Source organism: Arthrobacter sp. Y3225209, assembly GCF_059090685.1.
The window spans coordinates 41,510-58,369 of the sequence record NZ_JBNHFW010000007.1; the positions used below are offsets into that span (position 1 = coordinate 41,510).

At 64.1% G+C, this 16,860-nt stretch carries 17 protein-coding genes; 7 read left to right on the forward strand and 10 right to left on the reverse strand.

The annotated features are described in order from the left end of the window. Positions 1–155: 155 nt before the first annotated feature. The gene (gene nhaA, locus AC5RVB_RS06045; protein ID WP_494142215.1) at positions 156–1,529 is read left to right on the forward strand and encodes a Na+/H+ antiporter NhaA; all 1,374 of its coding nucleotides are present in this window, start codon (positions 156–158) and stop codon (positions 1,527–1,529) included. Here nhaA and AC5RVB_RS06050 read toward each other — a convergent pair. The 5 genes from AC5RVB_RS06050 to AC5RVB_RS06070 all read right to left on the reverse strand — a co-directional run bounded on the left by AC5RVB_RS06050 (position 1,526) and on the right by AC5RVB_RS06070 (position 5,009). Further along, positions 1,526–2,140: a hypothetical protein gene (locus AC5RVB_RS06050; RefSeq protein ID WP_494142216.1), complete on the reverse strand. Its 615-nt coding sequence runs from the start codon at positions 2,138–2,140 to the stop codon at positions 1,526–1,528. The genes nhaA and AC5RVB_RS06050 overlap by 4 nt on opposite strands. After that, complete coding sequence (locus tag AC5RVB_RS06055; RefSeq protein WP_227928930.1) at positions 2,137–3,048, reverse strand: hypothetical protein; 912 nt, start codon at positions 3,046–3,048, stop codon at positions 2,137–2,139. Before AC5RVB_RS06055 ends, AC5RVB_RS06050 begins: the two co-directional genes overlap by 4 nt. Further along, the gene (locus tag AC5RVB_RS06060; RefSeq protein WP_494142217.1) at positions 3,048–3,842 is read right to left on the reverse strand and encodes a signal peptidase I; all 795 of its coding nucleotides are present in this window, start codon (positions 3,840–3,842) and stop codon (positions 3,048–3,050) included. Before AC5RVB_RS06060 ends, AC5RVB_RS06055 begins: the two co-directional genes overlap by 1 nt. Before the next feature lie 17 nt (positions 3,843–3,859). Beyond that, positions 3,860–4,411 carry a hypothetical protein gene (locus AC5RVB_RS06065; protein WP_227904285.1) on the reverse strand — a complete coding sequence of 184 codons (552 nt, stop codon included), beginning with the start codon at positions 4,409–4,411 and terminating at the stop codon, positions 3,860–3,862. Between the two features lie 85 nt (positions 4,412–4,496). Further along, entirely contained in the window at positions 4,497–5,009 is a 513-nt protein-coding gene (locus tag AC5RVB_RS06070; RefSeq protein WP_227928929.1) for an alternate-type signal peptide domain-containing protein, read from the reverse strand. A gap of 213 nt (positions 5,010–5,222) precedes the next feature. Here AC5RVB_RS06070 and AC5RVB_RS06075 point away from each other — a divergent pair, with 213 nt between their 5' ends. The 4 genes from AC5RVB_RS06075 to AC5RVB_RS06090 all read left to right on the forward strand — a co-directional run bounded on the left by AC5RVB_RS06075 (position 5,223) and on the right by AC5RVB_RS06090 (position 8,670). Beyond that, positions 5,223–5,801 carry an arsenate reductase/protein-tyrosine-phosphatase family protein gene (locus tag AC5RVB_RS06075; RefSeq protein ID WP_227904283.1) on the forward strand — a complete coding sequence of 193 codons (579 nt, stop codon included), beginning with the start codon at positions 5,223–5,225 and terminating at the stop codon, positions 5,799–5,801. 2 nt (positions 5,802–5,803) lie between these two features. Beyond that, the gene (locus tag AC5RVB_RS06080; RefSeq protein ID WP_227904282.1) at positions 5,804–6,265 is read left to right on the forward strand and encodes a VanZ family protein; all 462 of its coding nucleotides are present in this window, start codon (positions 5,804–5,806) and stop codon (positions 6,263–6,265) included. A gap of 255 nt (positions 6,266–6,520) precedes the next feature. Further along, positions 6,521–6,895, forward strand: a complete 375-nt coding sequence (locus AC5RVB_RS06085) for an Hpt domain-containing protein (RefSeq protein ID WP_227904281.1) — start codon at positions 6,521–6,523, stop codon at positions 6,893–6,895. A 98-nt stretch (positions 6,896–6,993) separates the two neighbouring features. Beyond that, positions 6,994–8,670, forward strand: coding sequence for a sensor histidine kinase (locus tag AC5RVB_RS06090; RefSeq protein ID WP_494142218.1), 1,677 nt, complete (start codon positions 6,994–6,996; stop codon positions 8,668–8,670). Between the two features lie 105 nt (positions 8,671–8,775). On the opposite strand, the gene AC5RVB_RS06095 is transcribed toward AC5RVB_RS06090, so the two are convergent. Beyond that, on the reverse strand, positions 8,776–9,606 hold the full coding sequence (locus AC5RVB_RS06095) for a response regulator transcription factor (protein ID WP_227904279.1): 831 nt from the start codon (positions 9,604–9,606) through the stop codon (positions 8,776–8,778). Positions 9,607–9,764: 158 nt separating this feature from the next. Here AC5RVB_RS06095 and AC5RVB_RS06100 point away from each other — a divergent pair, with 158 nt between their 5' ends. Together AC5RVB_RS06100 and AC5RVB_RS06105 are read left to right on the forward strand one after the other, a co-directional pair. After that, positions 9,765–11,399, forward strand: a complete 1,635-nt coding sequence (locus tag AC5RVB_RS06100; RefSeq protein ID WP_494142219.1) for a sensor histidine kinase — start codon at positions 9,765–9,767, stop codon at positions 11,397–11,399. A 67-nt stretch (positions 11,400–11,466) separates the two neighbouring features. Beyond that, positions 11,467–12,771, forward strand: a complete 1,305-nt coding sequence (locus tag AC5RVB_RS06105) for a UDP-glucose dehydrogenase family protein (RefSeq protein ID WP_494142220.1) — start codon at positions 11,467–11,469, stop codon at positions 12,769–12,771. A gap of 43 nt (positions 12,772–12,814) precedes the next feature. Here AC5RVB_RS06105 and AC5RVB_RS06110 read toward each other — a convergent pair whose 3' ends face one another. The 4 genes from AC5RVB_RS06110 to AC5RVB_RS06125 all read right to left on the reverse strand — a co-directional run bounded on the left by AC5RVB_RS06110 (position 12,815) and on the right by AC5RVB_RS06125 (position 16,744). Continuing rightward, the gene (locus tag AC5RVB_RS06110) at positions 12,815–13,807 is read right to left on the reverse strand and encodes a GDP-L-fucose synthase family protein (protein ID WP_494142221.1); all 993 of its coding nucleotides are present in this window, start codon (positions 13,805–13,807) and stop codon (positions 12,815–12,817) included. Beyond that, entirely contained in the window at positions 13,800–14,828 is a 1,029-nt protein-coding gene (gmd, locus tag AC5RVB_RS06115) for a GDP-mannose 4,6-dehydratase (RefSeq protein WP_494142222.1), read from the reverse strand. Before gmd ends, AC5RVB_RS06110 begins: the two co-directional genes overlap by 8 nt. Before the next feature lie 140 nt (positions 14,829–14,968). Next, positions 14,969–15,427, reverse strand: a complete 459-nt coding sequence (gene sufU, locus AC5RVB_RS06120) for a Fe-S cluster assembly sulfur transfer protein SufU (RefSeq protein WP_494142223.1) — start codon at positions 15,425–15,427, stop codon at positions 14,969–14,971. Beyond that, positions 15,428–16,744, reverse strand: a complete 1,317-nt coding sequence (locus AC5RVB_RS06125) for a cysteine desulfurase (RefSeq protein ID WP_494142224.1) — start codon at positions 16,742–16,744, stop codon at positions 15,428–15,430. Positions 16,745–16,860: the final 116 nt, after the last annotated feature.

Below are 16,860 nucleotides of genomic sequence, written 5' to 3' on the forward strand. Positions count from 1 at the left end.
GCCCCGGCCGGGTATGCCTGCCGGGGCGTTTTGCTGCCCGGCCGGTAGCCTCCGGTCACACATACCCGGTGAGACCGGGTAGACTGGTCTGCGGTGCGCCGGGAAGTCTGGTCGGCAATTGTTTGCCGTACCCGAATCCGTAAGGAACCTGATTAATGGCCACTGAGCCCCAGAACCTGCCCTCCAAGCCGCCGAGCCCGCGAACCGTCCTTGGCCGGTCCAGCTACGGCGAGACCCTGCGCATCGGCGAAATCCTGCGTAAGGAAACCGTTGGCGGCATCCTCCTCCTGATAGCGACCGTTGCCGCCCTGATCTGGGCCAACTCCCCCGCCTCGGACACCTACTTCGCTCTCCGCGACTACGAAATCGGTTACGAGCCCTGGCATCTGGAACTGAGCATTGGCGCCTGGGCAGCGGACGGATTGCTGGCCATCTTCTTCTTCCTGGTGGGCCTGGAGCTGAAGAAGGAGTTCGTCGCCGGCGACCTTAGGGACATGCGCCGGGCGATCGTGCCGATTGCCGCAGCGTTCGGCGGAGTTGTTGTTCCCGCCCTGATCTACGTGGCCGTCAACCTGATCGCCGGCTCCGACGGCCTGCGGGGCTGGGCCATCCCCACCGCCACTGATATTGCCTTCGCCCTTGCCGTGCTGGCGGTTATCAGCTCCCATCTGCCCAGTGCCCTGCGCATCTTCCTGCTGACCCTGGCCGTGGTGGATGACCTGATCGCCATCACCATCATCGCCCTGTTCTACTCCGACAACGTCCAGCCCCTTTACCTGCTCTGGATGCTCCTGCCGCTGGCCGCGTTCACCGTTCTGGTCCAGCGCGTACCCCGGTTCTTCGGTACCCGTATCTGGCCCGCCTGGGTCATCCTGCTGCCGCTGGCCCTGGCCACCTGGGCGCTGATGCATGCATCCGGTGTCCACGCCACCGTCGCCGGTGTGCTGCTGGGCTTCGCCGTCCCCGTACTGCGCCGCGGACCGGACCGGCAGAAGCTGCCTGCCAACCCGGAAGCACCGGGGCTCTCGGAGATCTTCGAGCACCGGTTCCGTCCCATCTCCACCGGCATCGCGGTGCCGATCTTCGCGTTCTTCTCCGCCGGCGTCGCTATTGGCGGCTGGGACGGGCTCAGCCGCGTACTGGCCGACCCGGTAGCCATCGGCATCATCATTGCCCTCGTGCTCGGCAAGCCAATCGGCATCCTGCTCACCACGTGGGGCATCACCGCCGGCACCAAGGCCAAACTGGACCCGGACCTGCGCTGGGTTGACCTGCTGGGCATCGGCATCCTGGCCGGCATCGGCTTCACCGTCTCCCTGCTGGTCAATGACCTCAGCTTCGCCGTCGGTTCAGCGCATAACGACGACGCCAAGGTGGGTATCCTCGCGGCCTCCGTGCTGGCGGCATTCATCGCCTCAGCCCTGCTCACGGTGCGGAACCGCCGCTACCGAGCCATCGAGGCCGAAGAGCGCCGCGATGATGACAAGGACGGCATTCCGGATGTGTACCAGGAAGGCGAAGCCGGCTAGCGGCAGGGGTAGTTTGCCCACCCGGTGGTCACATAGAACATAGTCATTTCCTGCCGTGTGCTCTGTTCCACAACGTCCGCTTCAGTAAAAGGCGTCAGGGAAGCCACGTTCAGGTTGACGGTTGCAGTCCGCAGCGAGACAGTCATTGTCCGTCGTTTCAGGGCGGTCTGGCCGAAAGCACCCTGCAGGGCGCTGATGGACGAGGGCTGAAGCACTACCTCCCCATGCCGCACGTATCGGTCACTGTTGGGGAGGGCATAGGACTTCGTGATGCCGTCCACCGTAAAGGTCAGCAGGTACACCACGTCCTTGTCGGCATCCCTTACCACAGGCCAGCGGATCTCGTTCGGCGTGAGCATCTCGTAGCAGTCGAACTTCGCCGGCGGCGTGCCCAGTTTCGCCTTCGGCGTCACCGTGATGGTTGCTGCCGTAGAGGCGCTCCAGTAGGCGTAGGCGGCAGTGCCACCCAATCCCAGGACCACCGTGACGATGAACGCGATCACGGCGGTCCGGAAGCCCGGCTGCCTGCGGAGCCTGCCGAACACGCCCGGACGCGTGCCGTCGCCGGTTTCAGGGTGTTCCGCAGCCCCCTGCTGCGTTTTCCTGCTCATTGGCCCCTGCTTCGTAGTCGGATCCCCGCGGCGGCGAAAAACGCCACCGACATCACTATCAGGAGAGTACCCGAGAGCGAACGGATGATGGGTTCAACAGTGCTCTGGAAACCGGCAGGCACCGCCTGCACCGGGCGCCCCGAGTCCATCGGCGAGAGAATCTTGTTGAACTCCGGCGATGTCACTGCCTGCCCAGGTCCTATCCCGGTGGCGGGAAAACCGGCCAGTGCAGCCTCCGGCGCCCGGCCGGCCGCCGGCTGGTTGGACCGGGACGGTTGCGCGTCCCCGGTGTCCGTACCCGTACTGCTGCCGGCGTTTTCATCTTCCGGCGGGGCAACCGGGGTCCCGGCATCAGTGTCCAGGGCGTCGCAGGCCCCGGGGGCGGTGCCGGTGCCGTCCATGGCCTGGAGATGGAAAACAACGTTGAATCCGGCGCTGCGGTTGCGGGCCTCGTTTGGCGCGTCCGGGGAGAGTCCGGCGGTGAGGGCTACCCGCACGGCATCCCCGGAGGGGATTTCCCACCCGCGGTAAAGCTCCGCACATTCCCCGACGGGGCCCAGATAAACCGGCTTTCCGTTTCGGGAAGGAGCCGATCCGCTGACGCCGAGCATCCCCGCCAGCTGCGGGTCCATCCGGGTGGCTACCGCACCGGCGGAAAGGTAGGCGGCGTCATCGCCGTCGTTGCGCACCCAGATGGTTCCGGCCGTGGATGTTCCGGGAACCAGGGTCAGGTTCTGATCAAAGACGGGCCGTGCCAGGGTGGAGGTGAAATTGGTGCCGTCGGTGCTGAAACTGAGGTAGCTCTCCGCTGCCGATGCCGCGGGGATTCCACCAAAGGTGACCGCGGCAGCAGTTCCGGTCACCGCACCGAGCACCAGCCGGCGCCACAACGGCTTGGAGAAGGTCATTAGACGGCAACAGGCTTCCGGGTGGCACTGCCGTGGCGGTGAGCGGCGTCGTGGGTGCAGTGATCGCACTCTTCCAGGATCGGATCGTCCGTCTCCAGGTGGTCATAGGAGTCCGTAACCGTTGCTCCGCTGCCCGGCATTGACCGGGACGCAGCGCCGGCTCCACCGTCGGAGGAATCCCCACCGTCGGAGGAATCAAGGCCCGGTTCATCCGTTCCCGTGCCATCCTGAGGGGTTTCGCCTTCCCCGCGCTTCTTGGCCAGGGCTCCGCGGACCATGGTGACCACACCGTAACCGAGCAGGGCTACCGCACCCCACTGCATGGCTGCCCCGCGGTCCGAGTTGCCTAGTGCATTGGCGGCAAAGCCTACATACGGCACTGCATAGAAGAGCTTGCCGCGCACCTGTACCTCAAGAACCGGCTTGGGATCGGTTATGTCGTTGTTATCGCCCTTGGTGATAAGCGTGGGCGTACCATCCTGGGTTGCCCCCATGGAAGTGATCCGGTGGGTGATCACGGCGGGGTCGTTGGACTCAATCTGGTAGGTGATGACGTCGCCCACACGCAGTTCCTCAAACGGGACGGGCTTTACTACCAGGAACGTACCCGGAGCGTACTTCGGTGCCATGGAGCTGGTCAGGACGCTGTAGGTCTGGGAACCGGTGGCCAGCGGAACCACTACCAGGACCAGGGCGATGAGCGCCGTGGCGCAGAGGGCAATATAGCTCAGGCCGGTTCCGATGAAGCTCAACGGGCTGGCGGGCTTATCTGCTGTCCTGCGGCCACTCGACATGGTTTTCCTATCCATCACTAAGCTGCCGGCGCGAGCTGCGCCACGCTGAGGTTCACGGGGATGCTGACCGGCTTGCCAAGAAGGTTTGCCGGGGTGTTCTGATGCAGTGCGACCTTGAAGCAAATGGTCTGGGTGGCCTTTGTTGCCAGCACGGGAAGCGCCGGCGTACCGGTCCGATATGCCAGGCCCGCAGTGCAGGCTGAGTTCCCCTGTACGACGGCGGTGGTCACCGTCAGGTTTCCGTTCAAGGTGCTGCTGGGGACCGGAGCCGAGACTGCCGGCTGCAGTACCAGCGGTGAGCCGGGGCTGACGTTGACGGCGTTGGTGACCCGCAGGGACGTGTAAACAGCCGTTCCGCGGGTCAGGCCCTCAAGGTTCAGGGCCAGCGAAGGCGTCTGGGCCATGCTTGCTTCGTTGACCGTGACGTTGAAGTCGGCGGTCTGGACGGTGCCGGCGTTCTGCGGTGCTGAGGCGTTCCACAGTGCGTAGCTTCCCTGGACCGTCATCAGCCCGAGCACCACGGCGGCCAGGACCAGGCCGGCTGCTTTCAGTGCTCGAAGGCTCTTCACGGATTCTTCTCCAGGAAACAGGTTGTGCGCGTCGCGTTGCGCGGCGCGCACAACCGGGGTTGGAACAAGGGGGAACTGCGAAGGGTTACTTAGCGACCTGGTTCAGGACGTAGTTGATGTCGCCCAGGTCGATCCGGGTGTTCACGTCCTGCTGACCGGCGGCGGTGTCCTTGAAGGTGAAGGTCGTGGAAGCCGTCATTTCACCGTCGTTGGCCTGGGTCAGGCTCATCGGGTTTACCGGCTGGCCCTTCTGCTTCAGGGTGGGCGTGGAGAACGACATGTTGCTCGAGGTGCCTTCCGGCAGCTTGTTCAGGCCGAGAGTTGCCTTCATTTCGGCACCCTGAAGGTCCACGTCCAGCGTCTGGGTGAAGGTAAGGGCCTCGCCCGGCACCACGCGGTAATCGTTGATGTTCGCGATGACCACACCCTTGGTGTTGGTCCACACGCCCTTGGCCGCCGTGACGTCCAGGTTACCGGTGACGATGGTGCCGGCGTTGGCAGCCTCTGTCGCGTTCCAGCGGGCGAGGGTTCCGCCGCCGCCCAGCAGCATTGCCGCGCCGACGCCGATTGCCATTGCACCCTTGGCCATCTTGTTCATGTTGTTCCCCTTGTTCGAAAGACTTCGGCGGTGGAAGGTTTTCCTTGCCGCTGGGTATTACTTTGCTGCCCTCCCCTCAAGAAACAACGCCGCCCAAACACAGTGTTCGTGAAACATTCCGGCAAAGCTCAAGCGCCACACAAGGTAACCTCAACACCAGCTAAACCGGCTGCCCCAGAGCCGGAAAACCGGCCCCAACCGAAGCCTGGTGACATGAGAGCAACCACCGAACCGTTCCGTATCCTGACCGTCTGTACCGGCAATATCTGCCGCTCCCCCCTCGCTGAACGCCTGCTCCAGGCAGGGCTGGACCAGATGGCCCCCGGCGAGTTCTCGGTCACCAGCGCCGGCACGGGCGCACTCGTGGGCGCGGACATCGAACCGCATGTGGCAGGTTTCGTGAATATCTTCGGCGGAGATCCCACCGGTTTTACCGCCCGGCAGCTCACGGAGGCGATACTCCCGGAACAGGACCTGGTACTTGCTTTGACCCGGGGTCACCGGAGCAGCGTTGTGGAACTGGCGCCCGGCCTGCTGCGCCGTACCTTTACATTGCGAGAATTGGCCCGCCTGCTGCCGCTTGTCGACGCCGACCCGGGCGCCCCGTCCAAGGAGCGATGGCAGCAGGGCCTCGCCCGGGCGCTGATGCTGCGCAGCGTCCATCCTGCCGGACCGCAGGAAGATGATGTGGTGGACCCCTACCGCCGCAGCGACGCTGTCTACCAGCAAATGCTCCGCCAGCTCACCCCTGCAGTGAATGAACTGCTCGCCTGGGAACGCCGCTACCGGTGAACATGGCCATCCCGCAGCCGCGACGGGGCAGACGCCTGACGTTCCTTTTCCTGTTCTATGCAGGTGCACTCACCCTCATCGTGTTCTGGCCCTCGCCTGTGGACGCCGGATCTGCGGGCATGATCCAGCACCTCCTCACCGGCCTGCATTCCGCCGGCGTCCCGGGCTGGGTCGGCTACCCGCTGGTGGAGTCTGCCGCGAACGTTGTGTTGTTTGTTCCCTTTGGCGTGTTCGCCGCCGCACGCCTTCCCGGGCGTTTCGCCTGGTTGGCCGCCGTCGCCGGTGTGGCTGCCTCCTGTTCCATTGAAACCGTGCAGCATTTCCTTCTGCCGGCCCGTTATGCCACTGCCCAGGACATCCTTGCCAATTCAGCGGGCGCTGCGCTTGGGGCTCTGGCCGTATACGTTGCACAGCGCCGGAGAGAAGCCCAAACACGGCGGACTGCAATATTGCCTCGATCTTGAGCGTTGCAGGCAAGTTTTCCTGAGGTTTGGGTGAGACCGTGGGGTATCGGCCGGGAGCACCCGGCCGGCTCCGACCAGGATCCTAGCGCCCCGCGGCGGCCCCACCCTCCGAAGGATATTTTGTTTGTCTCCCCCTCCCCCGCAGTCTCCACCGGACGGGCATCCGAGCCCGCCCGCCACTGCACCGGCAACGCTGCAGACGCTGGTCGCTGCCGTCCGCCGTTCCCGGATCACCAGCAGCAGGGTCGCGCCCTAATGGCGTCCCTGGAGCACCTTGAGGCGCAGCTGATCTCCATGGACAAGCTACGCGGGCTGAGCGATCAGGTTGGCGCCGAGTCCTGCCGCCGGTTTGTCTCCAATTTTGTGGCCATGTGGGATAGCAGATTTACCCGCCTGGAGCAGGCCGTCGCGCGCCCCGACTTTGACGCTGCCATGGATGTGGTCCTCAGCATCAAGATTTCCAGCCACATGGCCGGGGCGGTACGGCTCTCCGCACTGGCCGCCGCCGCGCAGGACCTCGTGGCCCGCCGCGACCTTAACGGTCTGACGGAAATGGTAGTGGCCGTTGATGCGTGCGGTATCGAAACCATGGCGTATCTCAGTGAGCCCGGACTTTTTTCCCCCGCCTAACTGCCGCCCTCACTTCGCAAGCCACCAAACCGCTCGGTCATTCCGGGTGTCTTCCTCCCGGTATCGTTAGACCCTGTTGTGCTTACAGGGGGTTACGGATGTCGAAGTTATCGCAGTCGACGCTGAAGTTTTTCGGCATCAGCTCCCAGTTCCACCAACTGCCGTTGCGCTACCGCACCGCGGTTAGCCAGGCGCCCCTGGTTATTGTTGTGGGGCTCATCTGCGCCCTTGCCGCCTGGCAGTTGCCTGAAGTGTTCCAGAACCCGGAGTTTGTTGCCGGACTGGTGACCCTGGCCGTGGTGACGGCCGCGTGTATCGCCATCCCGTGGGACCGTGTCTGGTACCCGTCCTACTGGATCATTCCGTTGCTTGATTTCGTTGCCATCGCCCAGCTTCATCACGGCAGCGCCGGCATCCTTACCGGGCTGAGCCTGCTCCACGTCTTCCCCGTATTCTGGCTGTCCTGGTCCAGGGTCTCTCCTGTCACCGCCCGCTACCTGAGCTTTATCTGCCCTCTGCTCGCGGTGTGGCACCCGTTTCTTTTGACTGGAACCGATGAGGTTAACGGTGGGAACCTGACCGCCCCGCTCCTGGTTCCGCTGGTCAGCCTCGGCGTCGCGGTGACCGTGTCCGTGCTGCGCGAGGACATCCGCTCCCAGCGTGAAACCCTGGAGAACAAAGACCGCCTGCTCGAAGCGGCACTCGCCGAAAGCAAGCGGAAATCACAGCTGCTGGATGACGTGTTGAACGCCATCGACGTCGGCATCCTTCTGGTGGATGAACACGGTGTACCCCGGCACATGAACCGCCGCCAGCAGCTGCTGCAGCAACAGGCTCTGCCGGAAGGAATCTCCAACCCGCACGAGCGCGATCTGCTCCTCTATACCCTCGACGGCTCCACGCCCCTGCCCGCCGAACAGCGCCCGGTGGCCCGTTCCCTAATGGGCTCCGACTTCCGTGATGTCCAGCTGTGGCTGGGGCCTCCCGGCGGCCAGATCGCCATGAACACCTCAGCGGCCGTGATGCGGGACAACAACGGCGGATTCAACGGAGCGGTGATCGTCCTCTCCGACGTCACGGCGCTGGTTGACGCCCTCGCTGCCAAGGACGATTTCGTGGCAAGCGTCTCGCACGAGCTGCGTACTCCGCTCACATCCATCATGGGCTACCTGGAACTTGCGCTTGACGAAGCCGAGGACACCCGGTTGCAGGGCAGCATCCCGGTGTCCCTGCGGGTTGCGCTGCGCAACAGCGAGCGGCTTCTGCGTCTTGTCTCGGATCTTCTGACCGCGGCGTCAGGGAAGCTGTCCCTGGAACTGCAGCCCACGTGCCTGGCGGACCTTATTCATACCAGCGTCGGTGCAGTTCAGGCCGGGGCGCGGGAGATCGGCGTCGAAGTACTGGATGAGGCCCCCGCGGAACTGCCGCTGGTCGCGGACCCGCAGCGCATTGCCCAGGTACTGGATAACCTGCTGTCCAATGCCATCAAATACTCCCCCGACGGCGGCACTGTTACCGTGACCGCCTGGCAGGAAGCACATCGCGTGGTCTTCCGTGTGGCGGACACCGGCATGGGTATGACCGCAGAGGACGTAGAAGAGGTCTTTACCAAGTTCTTCCGCACCGGCGCGGTCCGGCAGGCCGGCATCCCCGGCGTAGGACTGGGCATGGCGATCAGCAAAGACATTGTGGAAGCGCACGGCGGCAGCATCCGGGTGCAGAGCACCCTGGGTAGCGGCACCAGCTTCACGGTGGAGCTTCCTGCCGTCGTGTAACCGACTCGGCAGTGCCCGACGGCTACGGCCGGCAACGGCCCGGACCAGCGTGCCCGGCACAGGATTCGTACCGGTTGCTCCCCCTAAGGGAATCTTGCCGGCGGATCAGCCCTGGGGTGCCAGCCGGTAGCCAACGCCGCGGACGGTCTCAAGCCAGCGGGGTGCCTTCGAATCATCCCCCAGCTTCCTGCGGAGATTGCCTACATGCACCTCTACCGTCCGCTCATCCGCGTCGCTGATGAAAGTGCCCGTGTCGTATTCCTCGCCCCGCAGCCTCCGCACCAGGTCCGTCTTTGTGCGGACCAGCCGGCCGCCTTCCAGGAGGGCGTGAAGGAGGTCAAATTCCGTGCGGGTCAGCTCAACATTCAGGCCGTCAATTTCCGTGGTGCGTGTGCCGGGGTTCAGGGTCAGGCCGTTATGCGCCAGTGTGCCCGGAGCGGGCGCGGGGGCGGAAACCGGTGCTGCGGTGAAGGAGGAAGCGGAGGCAGGAGCCGCCGGGACATTGGCGGAGACGGCCGCGCCGGGGGCAGGCGTGGCGGAATCTGCGGGTTCGGCGGCGGCTTCGCCGCGGGGACGGCGGAGCATGGCGGAGATTCGGGCCCGCAGTTCCCGCGGCCGGAAGGGCTTGGTGATGTAGTCATCCGCACCGGCTTCAAGCCCCATCAGGGTGTCGAGCTCCTCCGCCCGGGCAGTAAGCATCACGATGTACGCATCGCTGAACTGCCGCAGCTGCCGGATGACTTCAAACCCGTCAATGTCCGGCAGACCCAGGTCCAGCGTAACCACGCTGGGATTGTGCAGCCGAACGGCTTCAACGCCCGCTGAGCCGTTGGGAGCGGTGAAGACCTTAAACCCCGACTGCTGGAGCACGGCATTAAGCAGGTCGCGGATATCCGCATCATCTTCGATGATGACGGCTACACGTTGAATTTCCATGTTGTATTTTTTCCTGTCCTGCGAGACCTTCTGATTCCCCGCTCCCCTAGCTCGGTATTCTACAGGAGCACCCCTATAATCTGAGCTATCTCTACAGGAATCCGGGGGTTTCCTTTTTCATGTCCAGTCTCAAAGACCAAGTGGCAACCCTGACGGGCATGACCTCTCAGTTTAATCAGCTCAGCCTGCGGTACCGGTTACTGGTAAGCCAGCTGCCGGTTCTGATCGCGGTTGCCGTGGCGCTTCTCATTACGGCAGTGGTGGACCCCACGCTCTACGGGAATGCCGGGTTCCATTTTGCCGTGGCACTTCTTGCCGTTCTGACCGTGGCGTGTGTTGCGGTCCCCTGGGACAAATTCCCACCCCTTGCCTATTGGTGCATTCCAGTGCTGGATTTCGCCGTGGTGGGAGGCCTTTACTTCGACGGCCGGAACTCCGTGATTGGTTTGAGTTTCCTTGCTGTTTTTCCCGTTTTCTGGATGGCCTGGTCCGGCGCCGCTCCGCGTCTGGCATGGTTCCTCAGTTATTTCTGCACCACGCTGGTGTTGTGGACCCCGTTGTTCTTTCAGGCCGGAGGTTTTCCCAGCGTGGACACTCTGGCGGCCCCGCTCCTGATTCCCTTTGTGATGCTGGGTATCTGTGTGGTGGCCTCGACCATGGAAACCGATACCACCGCGCAGCACAAACGGCTGATCGCCATCGAAACAGAGCTGCAGGCCAGCCTGCAGGAAACCAGGAGGCGGTCGCGGCTGCTGGACGCGGTGCTTGAGACCGTGGACGTGGGCGTTATGGCCGTGGACGCCACCGGCCGGACCATCCTCATGAACAGCAGGCAGCGCACCAACCATGCCCTGGCCGGGCTTTTGTATGCCGGCGACACGGACAGTGCGGCGAGAATTTACGGGTTGGACCAGATCACGCCGTTATCCGTAGACCTGCGCCCCTCCCAGCGCGCCATGCGGGAGGAGGCCTTTTCCGACGTCGTGATCTGGGTGGGAACAGGCGAGCGCCAGCGTGCCCTGGCCGTCTGCGCCCGGCCCATGCGGGAAAACGGCATATTCACCGGCTCCGTCCTGGCCTACAGCGACGTGACGGAGATGGTCAACGCGCTGAACGCCAGGGAGGACTTTGTCTCCAGCGTCTCGCATGAACTGCGGACCCCGCTGACCTCAATCATCGGCTATTTGGACCTGGTGCTGGATGACGAGGCGCTCCCCGGCATCCCGCCGCGTCTGCAAAGTGCCCTGCAGGTGGCCCAGCGCAACGCCGAACGCCTGCTGCTGCTGGTCGCGGACCTGCTGACCACTGCCTCCGGAACCATGCACCTGCACCGTTCGGAGACGGACGTTGCCGAACTGGTGCGCGTAGCCCTGGATTCCGCCGGCCCCCGCGCCGCGGCCGTTGGTGTGGACCTGGACTGCGATTGTGCCAGGGACCTGCTGGCCACGGTGGATCCGGCCCGGATCTCCCAGGTCCTGGACAACCTGCTCTCCAACGCCATCAAGTACTCGCCCGACGGCGGCAGGGTCACGGTGCGTTCCCGCCGGGAGGAAGGAAACCTGCTACTGGAGGTCGAGGACACCGGTATAGGCATGAGCGAGGCCGATCAGCGGGAGGTCTTTACCAAGTTCTTCCGGACCGGCCAGGTCAAGAAAGCCGCAATACCCGGTGTGGGCCTCGGTCTCGTGATCACCAAATCAATTGTGGAAGCCCACGGCGGACGTATTTCCTTCAGCTCAAAAATCGGTGTTGGCACCACCTTCCGGGTGGAGCTGCCTCCCAACCTGCCCTGATCACCGGGCGCAGCACGCAGGATATGGTTGTTCCGGTCTGCATAAGCGCGATGAACATAGGGGAACAGTGCGTATTTCCGTTATTGGCTGCGGTTATCTGGGTGCCGTCCACGCAGTGTCCATGGCCCGGCTGGGCCATGACGTGGTGGGGATCGACGTCGATGCCACCAGGGTCGCGGATCTCGCGGCCGGACGGGCGCCCTTTTTTGAACCCAGCCTGCCCGAACTGCTTGCCGAAGCCCTCGATAGCGGACGCCTGCGCTTCAGCACCGACACGGCCGCTGCCGCCGGCGCCGACGTTCATTTCGTCTGTGTGGGCACACCCCAGCGGAAGGGCGAGTACGCGGCGGATCTGCGGTATGTTGACGCCGCGGTTGATGGCCTGGTGCCCCACCTGAAACCGGGCAGCGTGGTGGTAGGTAAATCCACGGTTCCGGTAGGAACCGCTGCACGTCTGGCACCTCAGCTGGAGGCAACGGGCGCCGTCCTCATCTGGAATCCCGAATTCCTGCGCGAGGGCCATGCTGTCCAGGACACGCTCGATCCGGACCGGTTCGTCTACGGAGTGCCCGGCACCGATGCCGACGCCGCCGTCGCCGCCCTGGACCGGGTCTATGCCATCCCGCTGTCCACGGGCACCCCAAGAATGGTGGTGGACTACGCCACCGCGGAACTGGTCAAAACCGCAGCGAACTCTTTTCTCGCCACCAAGATCAGCTTTATCAATGCCATGGCGGAGGTCTGCGAAGCGTCCGGAGCAGACGTCGCGGCCCTGGCCGACGCCATCGGCATGGACGAACGGATCGGGCGAAGCTTCCTAAACGCCGGCGTCGGTTTCGGTGGCGGCTGCCTGCCCAAGGACATCCGCGCCTTTATGGCCCGCGCGGGGGAACTGGGCGCGGACCAGGCTCTGACCTTCCTGCGTGAGGTGGACGCAATCAACATGCGCCGCCGATCGAAGGTGGTGGAAATGACCCGGGAAATCTGCGGCGGTTCCTTGCTCGGCAAGCGGATCACCATTCTGGGTGCCGCCTTCAAACCGGAAAGCGATGATGTGAGGGACTCCCCCGCCCTCAGCGCCGCAGCGCAGATGCAGCTCCAGGGTGCCACCGTAACCGTGACTGACCCTGAGGCGCTGCAGAACGCCAAGGGCCGTTTCCCTGAGCTGAACTACGAACCGGCCACTGAAAATGCCCTCCTTAATGCCCACGCGGTGGTGCTGCTGACCGAATGGCAGGAGTACCGCAATCTGGACCCTGAATCCACGGGCACCCTGGTGGCGGAGAAAAACTTCATCGACGGCCGGAACATCCTGAACCCGGCAGCATGGCGGGCTGCCGGGTGGACCTACCGGAGCATGGGCCGGCCCTGACCGGCCCTTTAGGCCGCTGAACGGGATCTGGCCGGGGCCGGGACTAGCCTCCCACCGCGGCCAGATGATCCCGGAACCATAACACCGTGTCCCGGATGCCGTCCTCCAAGCTGATCTTCGCCGTCCACCCGGATTCGGACAGTTTGGAGACGTCAAGGAGTTTCTGGGGCGTTCCGTCGGGTTTTGAGCTGTCCCATTCGGTGTCCCCGGTATAGCCCGCGGCTTCCGCGACCAGACCGGCGAGCTCCCGGATGGTGATGTCCGAGCCCGTTCCCACATTGACCTGCTGAGGTCCGTCATAGTGCTCCAGCAGATGAAGGCAAGCAGCAGCCATGTCGTCCACGTGCAGGAATTCACGCCGGGGCGAGCCTGTCCCCCAGTTGGTCACGCTGGCCCGGCCCTCACGTGCAGCCTCATCGTAGCGGCGAATAAGGGCCGGCAGAACGTGGGACCCTTCCGGCGAGAAGTTGTCGCCCGGCCCGTAAAGGTTGGTGGGCATGGCCGAGATCCAGGGCAGTCCGTACTGGCGCCGAACGGCCTGGAGCTGTGTGATGCCGGCGATCTTTGCTATCGCGTACGCGTCGTTGGTTTCCTCCAGGTGACCGGTGAGCAGTGACTCCTCACGAATGGGCTGCTCCGCAAACTTCGGATAGATGCAGGACGAGCCCAGGAAAAGAAGGCGTTCCACACCGTGTTCCCGGGCGGCGTCCATAACATTGAGCTGAATCTGCAGGTTTTCCGTGAGGAAGTCCACCGGATACGTTGCGTTGGCCAGGATGCCGCCCACCTTCGCTGCGGCCAGCACCACATAGCGGGGAGCGGTCCGGGCAAAATACTCGAAGACGCCGGCGCGGTCCCGGAGATCAAGTTCGGCAGAGGTCCGGCCCATTAGACGGGAGAAACCCTCGGATTCGAGTCTGCGCCAAATAGCCGACCCGACGAGTCCGCGGTGTCCCGCGATATAGAAGGGCGCGTCCCGATCGAGGCTGCCGGGCTCGAAGCCCGTACCGTCGTGCCTCCGGGCTCTTTCAGTCATTCCAGGAATCCAGGTTCACGGTATCGATCCAGGTGCGGCCCGAATGCTTGAGCATCTCGATATCCGCGTCCACCATAAGGCGGGCCAGGTCGGGAGTGTGCACCGTGGCCTTCCACCCGAGCGCATCCTGCGCCTTGGAAGCATCGCCAACCAGTGCGTCAACTTCCGTAGGACGAAGGTAGCGTTCGTCGAACTTCACGTGTTCCTCCCAATCGAGGCCGGCATGTTCGAAGGCAATGGTCAGGAAATCCCGCACGGTGTACCTGCCGCCCGTGGCCAGCACATAGTCCTCGGGCTCGTCGGCCTGCAGCATGCGCCACATGCCCTCCACATATTCGGCGGCGTAGCCCCAGTCACGGACGGCGTCCAGATTGCCCATGTAGAGGACCTGCTGCTGTCCCGCCTTGATGGCGGCCACAGCCCGCGTGATCTTCCGGGTCACGAACGTCTCTCCGCGCCGTGGGGATTCATGGTTGAAGAGGATCCCGTTTACGGCGAACAAGCCGTACGCCTCACGGTAATTCCTGGTAATCCAGTAGCTGTAGACCTTCGCGGCACCGTAGGGTGACCGCGGGTAGAACGGTGTCGCCTCGTTCTGCGGAGGCGGAGTAGCACCGAACATCTCGGACGATGATGCCTGATAGAACCTGGTGTCGATGCCCGCCAGCCGGACGGCTTCAAGCAGCCGCACAGTGCCCATGCCCGTAGTGTCCGTTGTGTGTTCCGGCTCGTCGAAGGAAACCCGCACGTGGGACTGGGCGGCAAGATTGTAGACCTCGTCCGGCTGCAGGCTCGCAAGCATCGTCACCAGGCGCGAACCGTCGCTGAGGTCCCCGTAGTGCAGGAACAGCTTTGCATCGGGGTCGTGCGGATCCACGTAGAGGTGCTCCACCCTTGACGTGTTAAACGTGGAGGCCCGGCGGATAAGACCGTGAACCTCGTACCCCTTCTTCAACAGGAGTTCCGCAAGGTAGGAGCCGTCCTGCCCCGTGATACCGGTAATCACTGCGCGCTTAGGCAAAATGTCCCCCCGAGAGAATGAGGCCGGCCCTTTTGGGAACGGGCGGCGAGATACCTGAAGCCAATCTCAGGTCCGGCCTTCCCGGAAGAGTGTTAGGTACCTGCCCCGGCTGCCGCAATACCTACAGGGGGCGTCGCACGCTAGGCCGCCGGCACCGCCTTGGCGAGGGCTTCCTCCAGCGCCACCCAGGCGAGCATGGCGCACTTGACCCGCGCCGGGTAGCGGGCCACGCCGGCAAAAGCGGCAGCATCACCCAGCACTTCCTCATCCGGTTCAATGCTGCCGCGCGAGCGCATCAGTGTCCTGAACTCCTCAACCAGCCCGGCTGCCTCGCTGCGGTTCAGGCCCGTCATCATCCCGGTCAGCACCGAGGCTGAGGCCATCGAGATGGAGCAGCCCTGCCCTTCCCAGCTGATCCCGTCCACGGTGGATCCATCGACGACGGCGCGCAGCGTAATCTCGTCACCGCAGGTGGGATTGAGTTGGTGGGACTCTCCTACCGCAGTTCCGGCAGGGGCCTCCGCCAGCCCGTCGCCACGGCGCTGCTTGGCGTGTTCCAGAATGATCTGCTGGTAAAGCTGCTGCAGGTCCGAACTCATTTATTTCACTCCAAAGAAGGGACGGACGCCGGCAACTGCGGCCAGGAACGCATCGACGTCGTCGGTGGTGTTGTAGAGGTAGGTACTGGCGCGGGTGGTGGAGACCAGGCCAAGCCGGCGGTGCAGCGGCTGTGCGCAGTGGTGGCCCACGCGGACGGCGATGCCCTGGTCATCCAGGAACTGTCCGACGTCGTGGGAATGGACGCCGTCGACGTCGAATGCTGCCAGACCGATCCGCTCCCCGCCTGCCTTCGGTCCCAGGACCCGGATACCGTCAATCTGCTCCAGGCCGGAGACCAGACGCTGGCCAAGCGCCGATTCCCAGGCATGGATGCGGTCCATGCCGGTTTCGGTGAGGTAGTTGGCCGCGGCCCCCAGCGCCATGGCCTGGGAGATACGCTGGGTTCCGGCTTCGAACCGCTGCGGCGCGGGCAGGTATTCGGCCCGTTCCATGGTCACGGTGGTGATCATGGATCCGCCGGTCAGGAAGGGCGGCATGGCGTTGAGCAGCTCCGCCTTGCCGTACAGCGCGCCGATGCCGGTGGGGCCCAGCATCTTGTGCCCGGAAAATGCCATGAAGTCGACGTCGAGGGCTTTTACATCCACGGGAAGGTGCGGCACCGACTGGCAGGCATCCAGCACCACCAGCGCGCCGTTCCGCCGGGCCATGGCCACAAGCACCTCAACCGGGTTGATGGTGCCCAGCACATTGGAGGCATGGGAAAAGGCCAGGATGCGGGTGCGCGGACCGATGACGGACTCGGCGTCCTCAAGCCGCAGGGCGCCGTCTTCGTCTACCGGGATGTACCGCAGCACCGCGCCGGTGCGGGCAGCGAGTTCCTGCCACGGAATGAGGTTCGCATGGTGTTCCATTTCCGTCACCACGATTTCGTCTCCCGCGCCGAGGGCAAAGCGGCGGGCAGCCTCCCCGCCGCGGCCGAGCGTGGCGTTGGAGAAGGAGTACGCGAGCAGGTTCAGCGCCTCGGTGGCGTTGGACGTCCACACCAGTTCCTCGGGGCGGGCATTAATGAACCCTGCTACGGTTTCGCGTGCTGCCTCGTAGACATCGGTGGCGGCGACGGCCAGGCTGTGGGCGCCGCGGTGGACGGCTGAGTTGCGCTGTTCATAGAACTCCTGCTCCGCCTCAATCACGCTGAGCGGATTCTGCGAGGTGGCACCCGAATCCAGGTACACCAGCCGGTGGCCGTTAACCTCCTGGTCCAGGATGGGGAAGTCGTTGCGGATGCGCATAGCTTCGGCATTATCGATGGGGCCGGTGGCCGGTTTAAGGGTGTCGGGGGTGGAAATCACAGGCACGGAAGAATCTCCTTGGCTGGCCGTTGGATTGCGCGTCCAGGTGATGTCCACCATTACGCAACGTAAGTCTGTGCTAATCATCCCACTGCCGGGCACGGAGCGCATCTGAGCCGGGC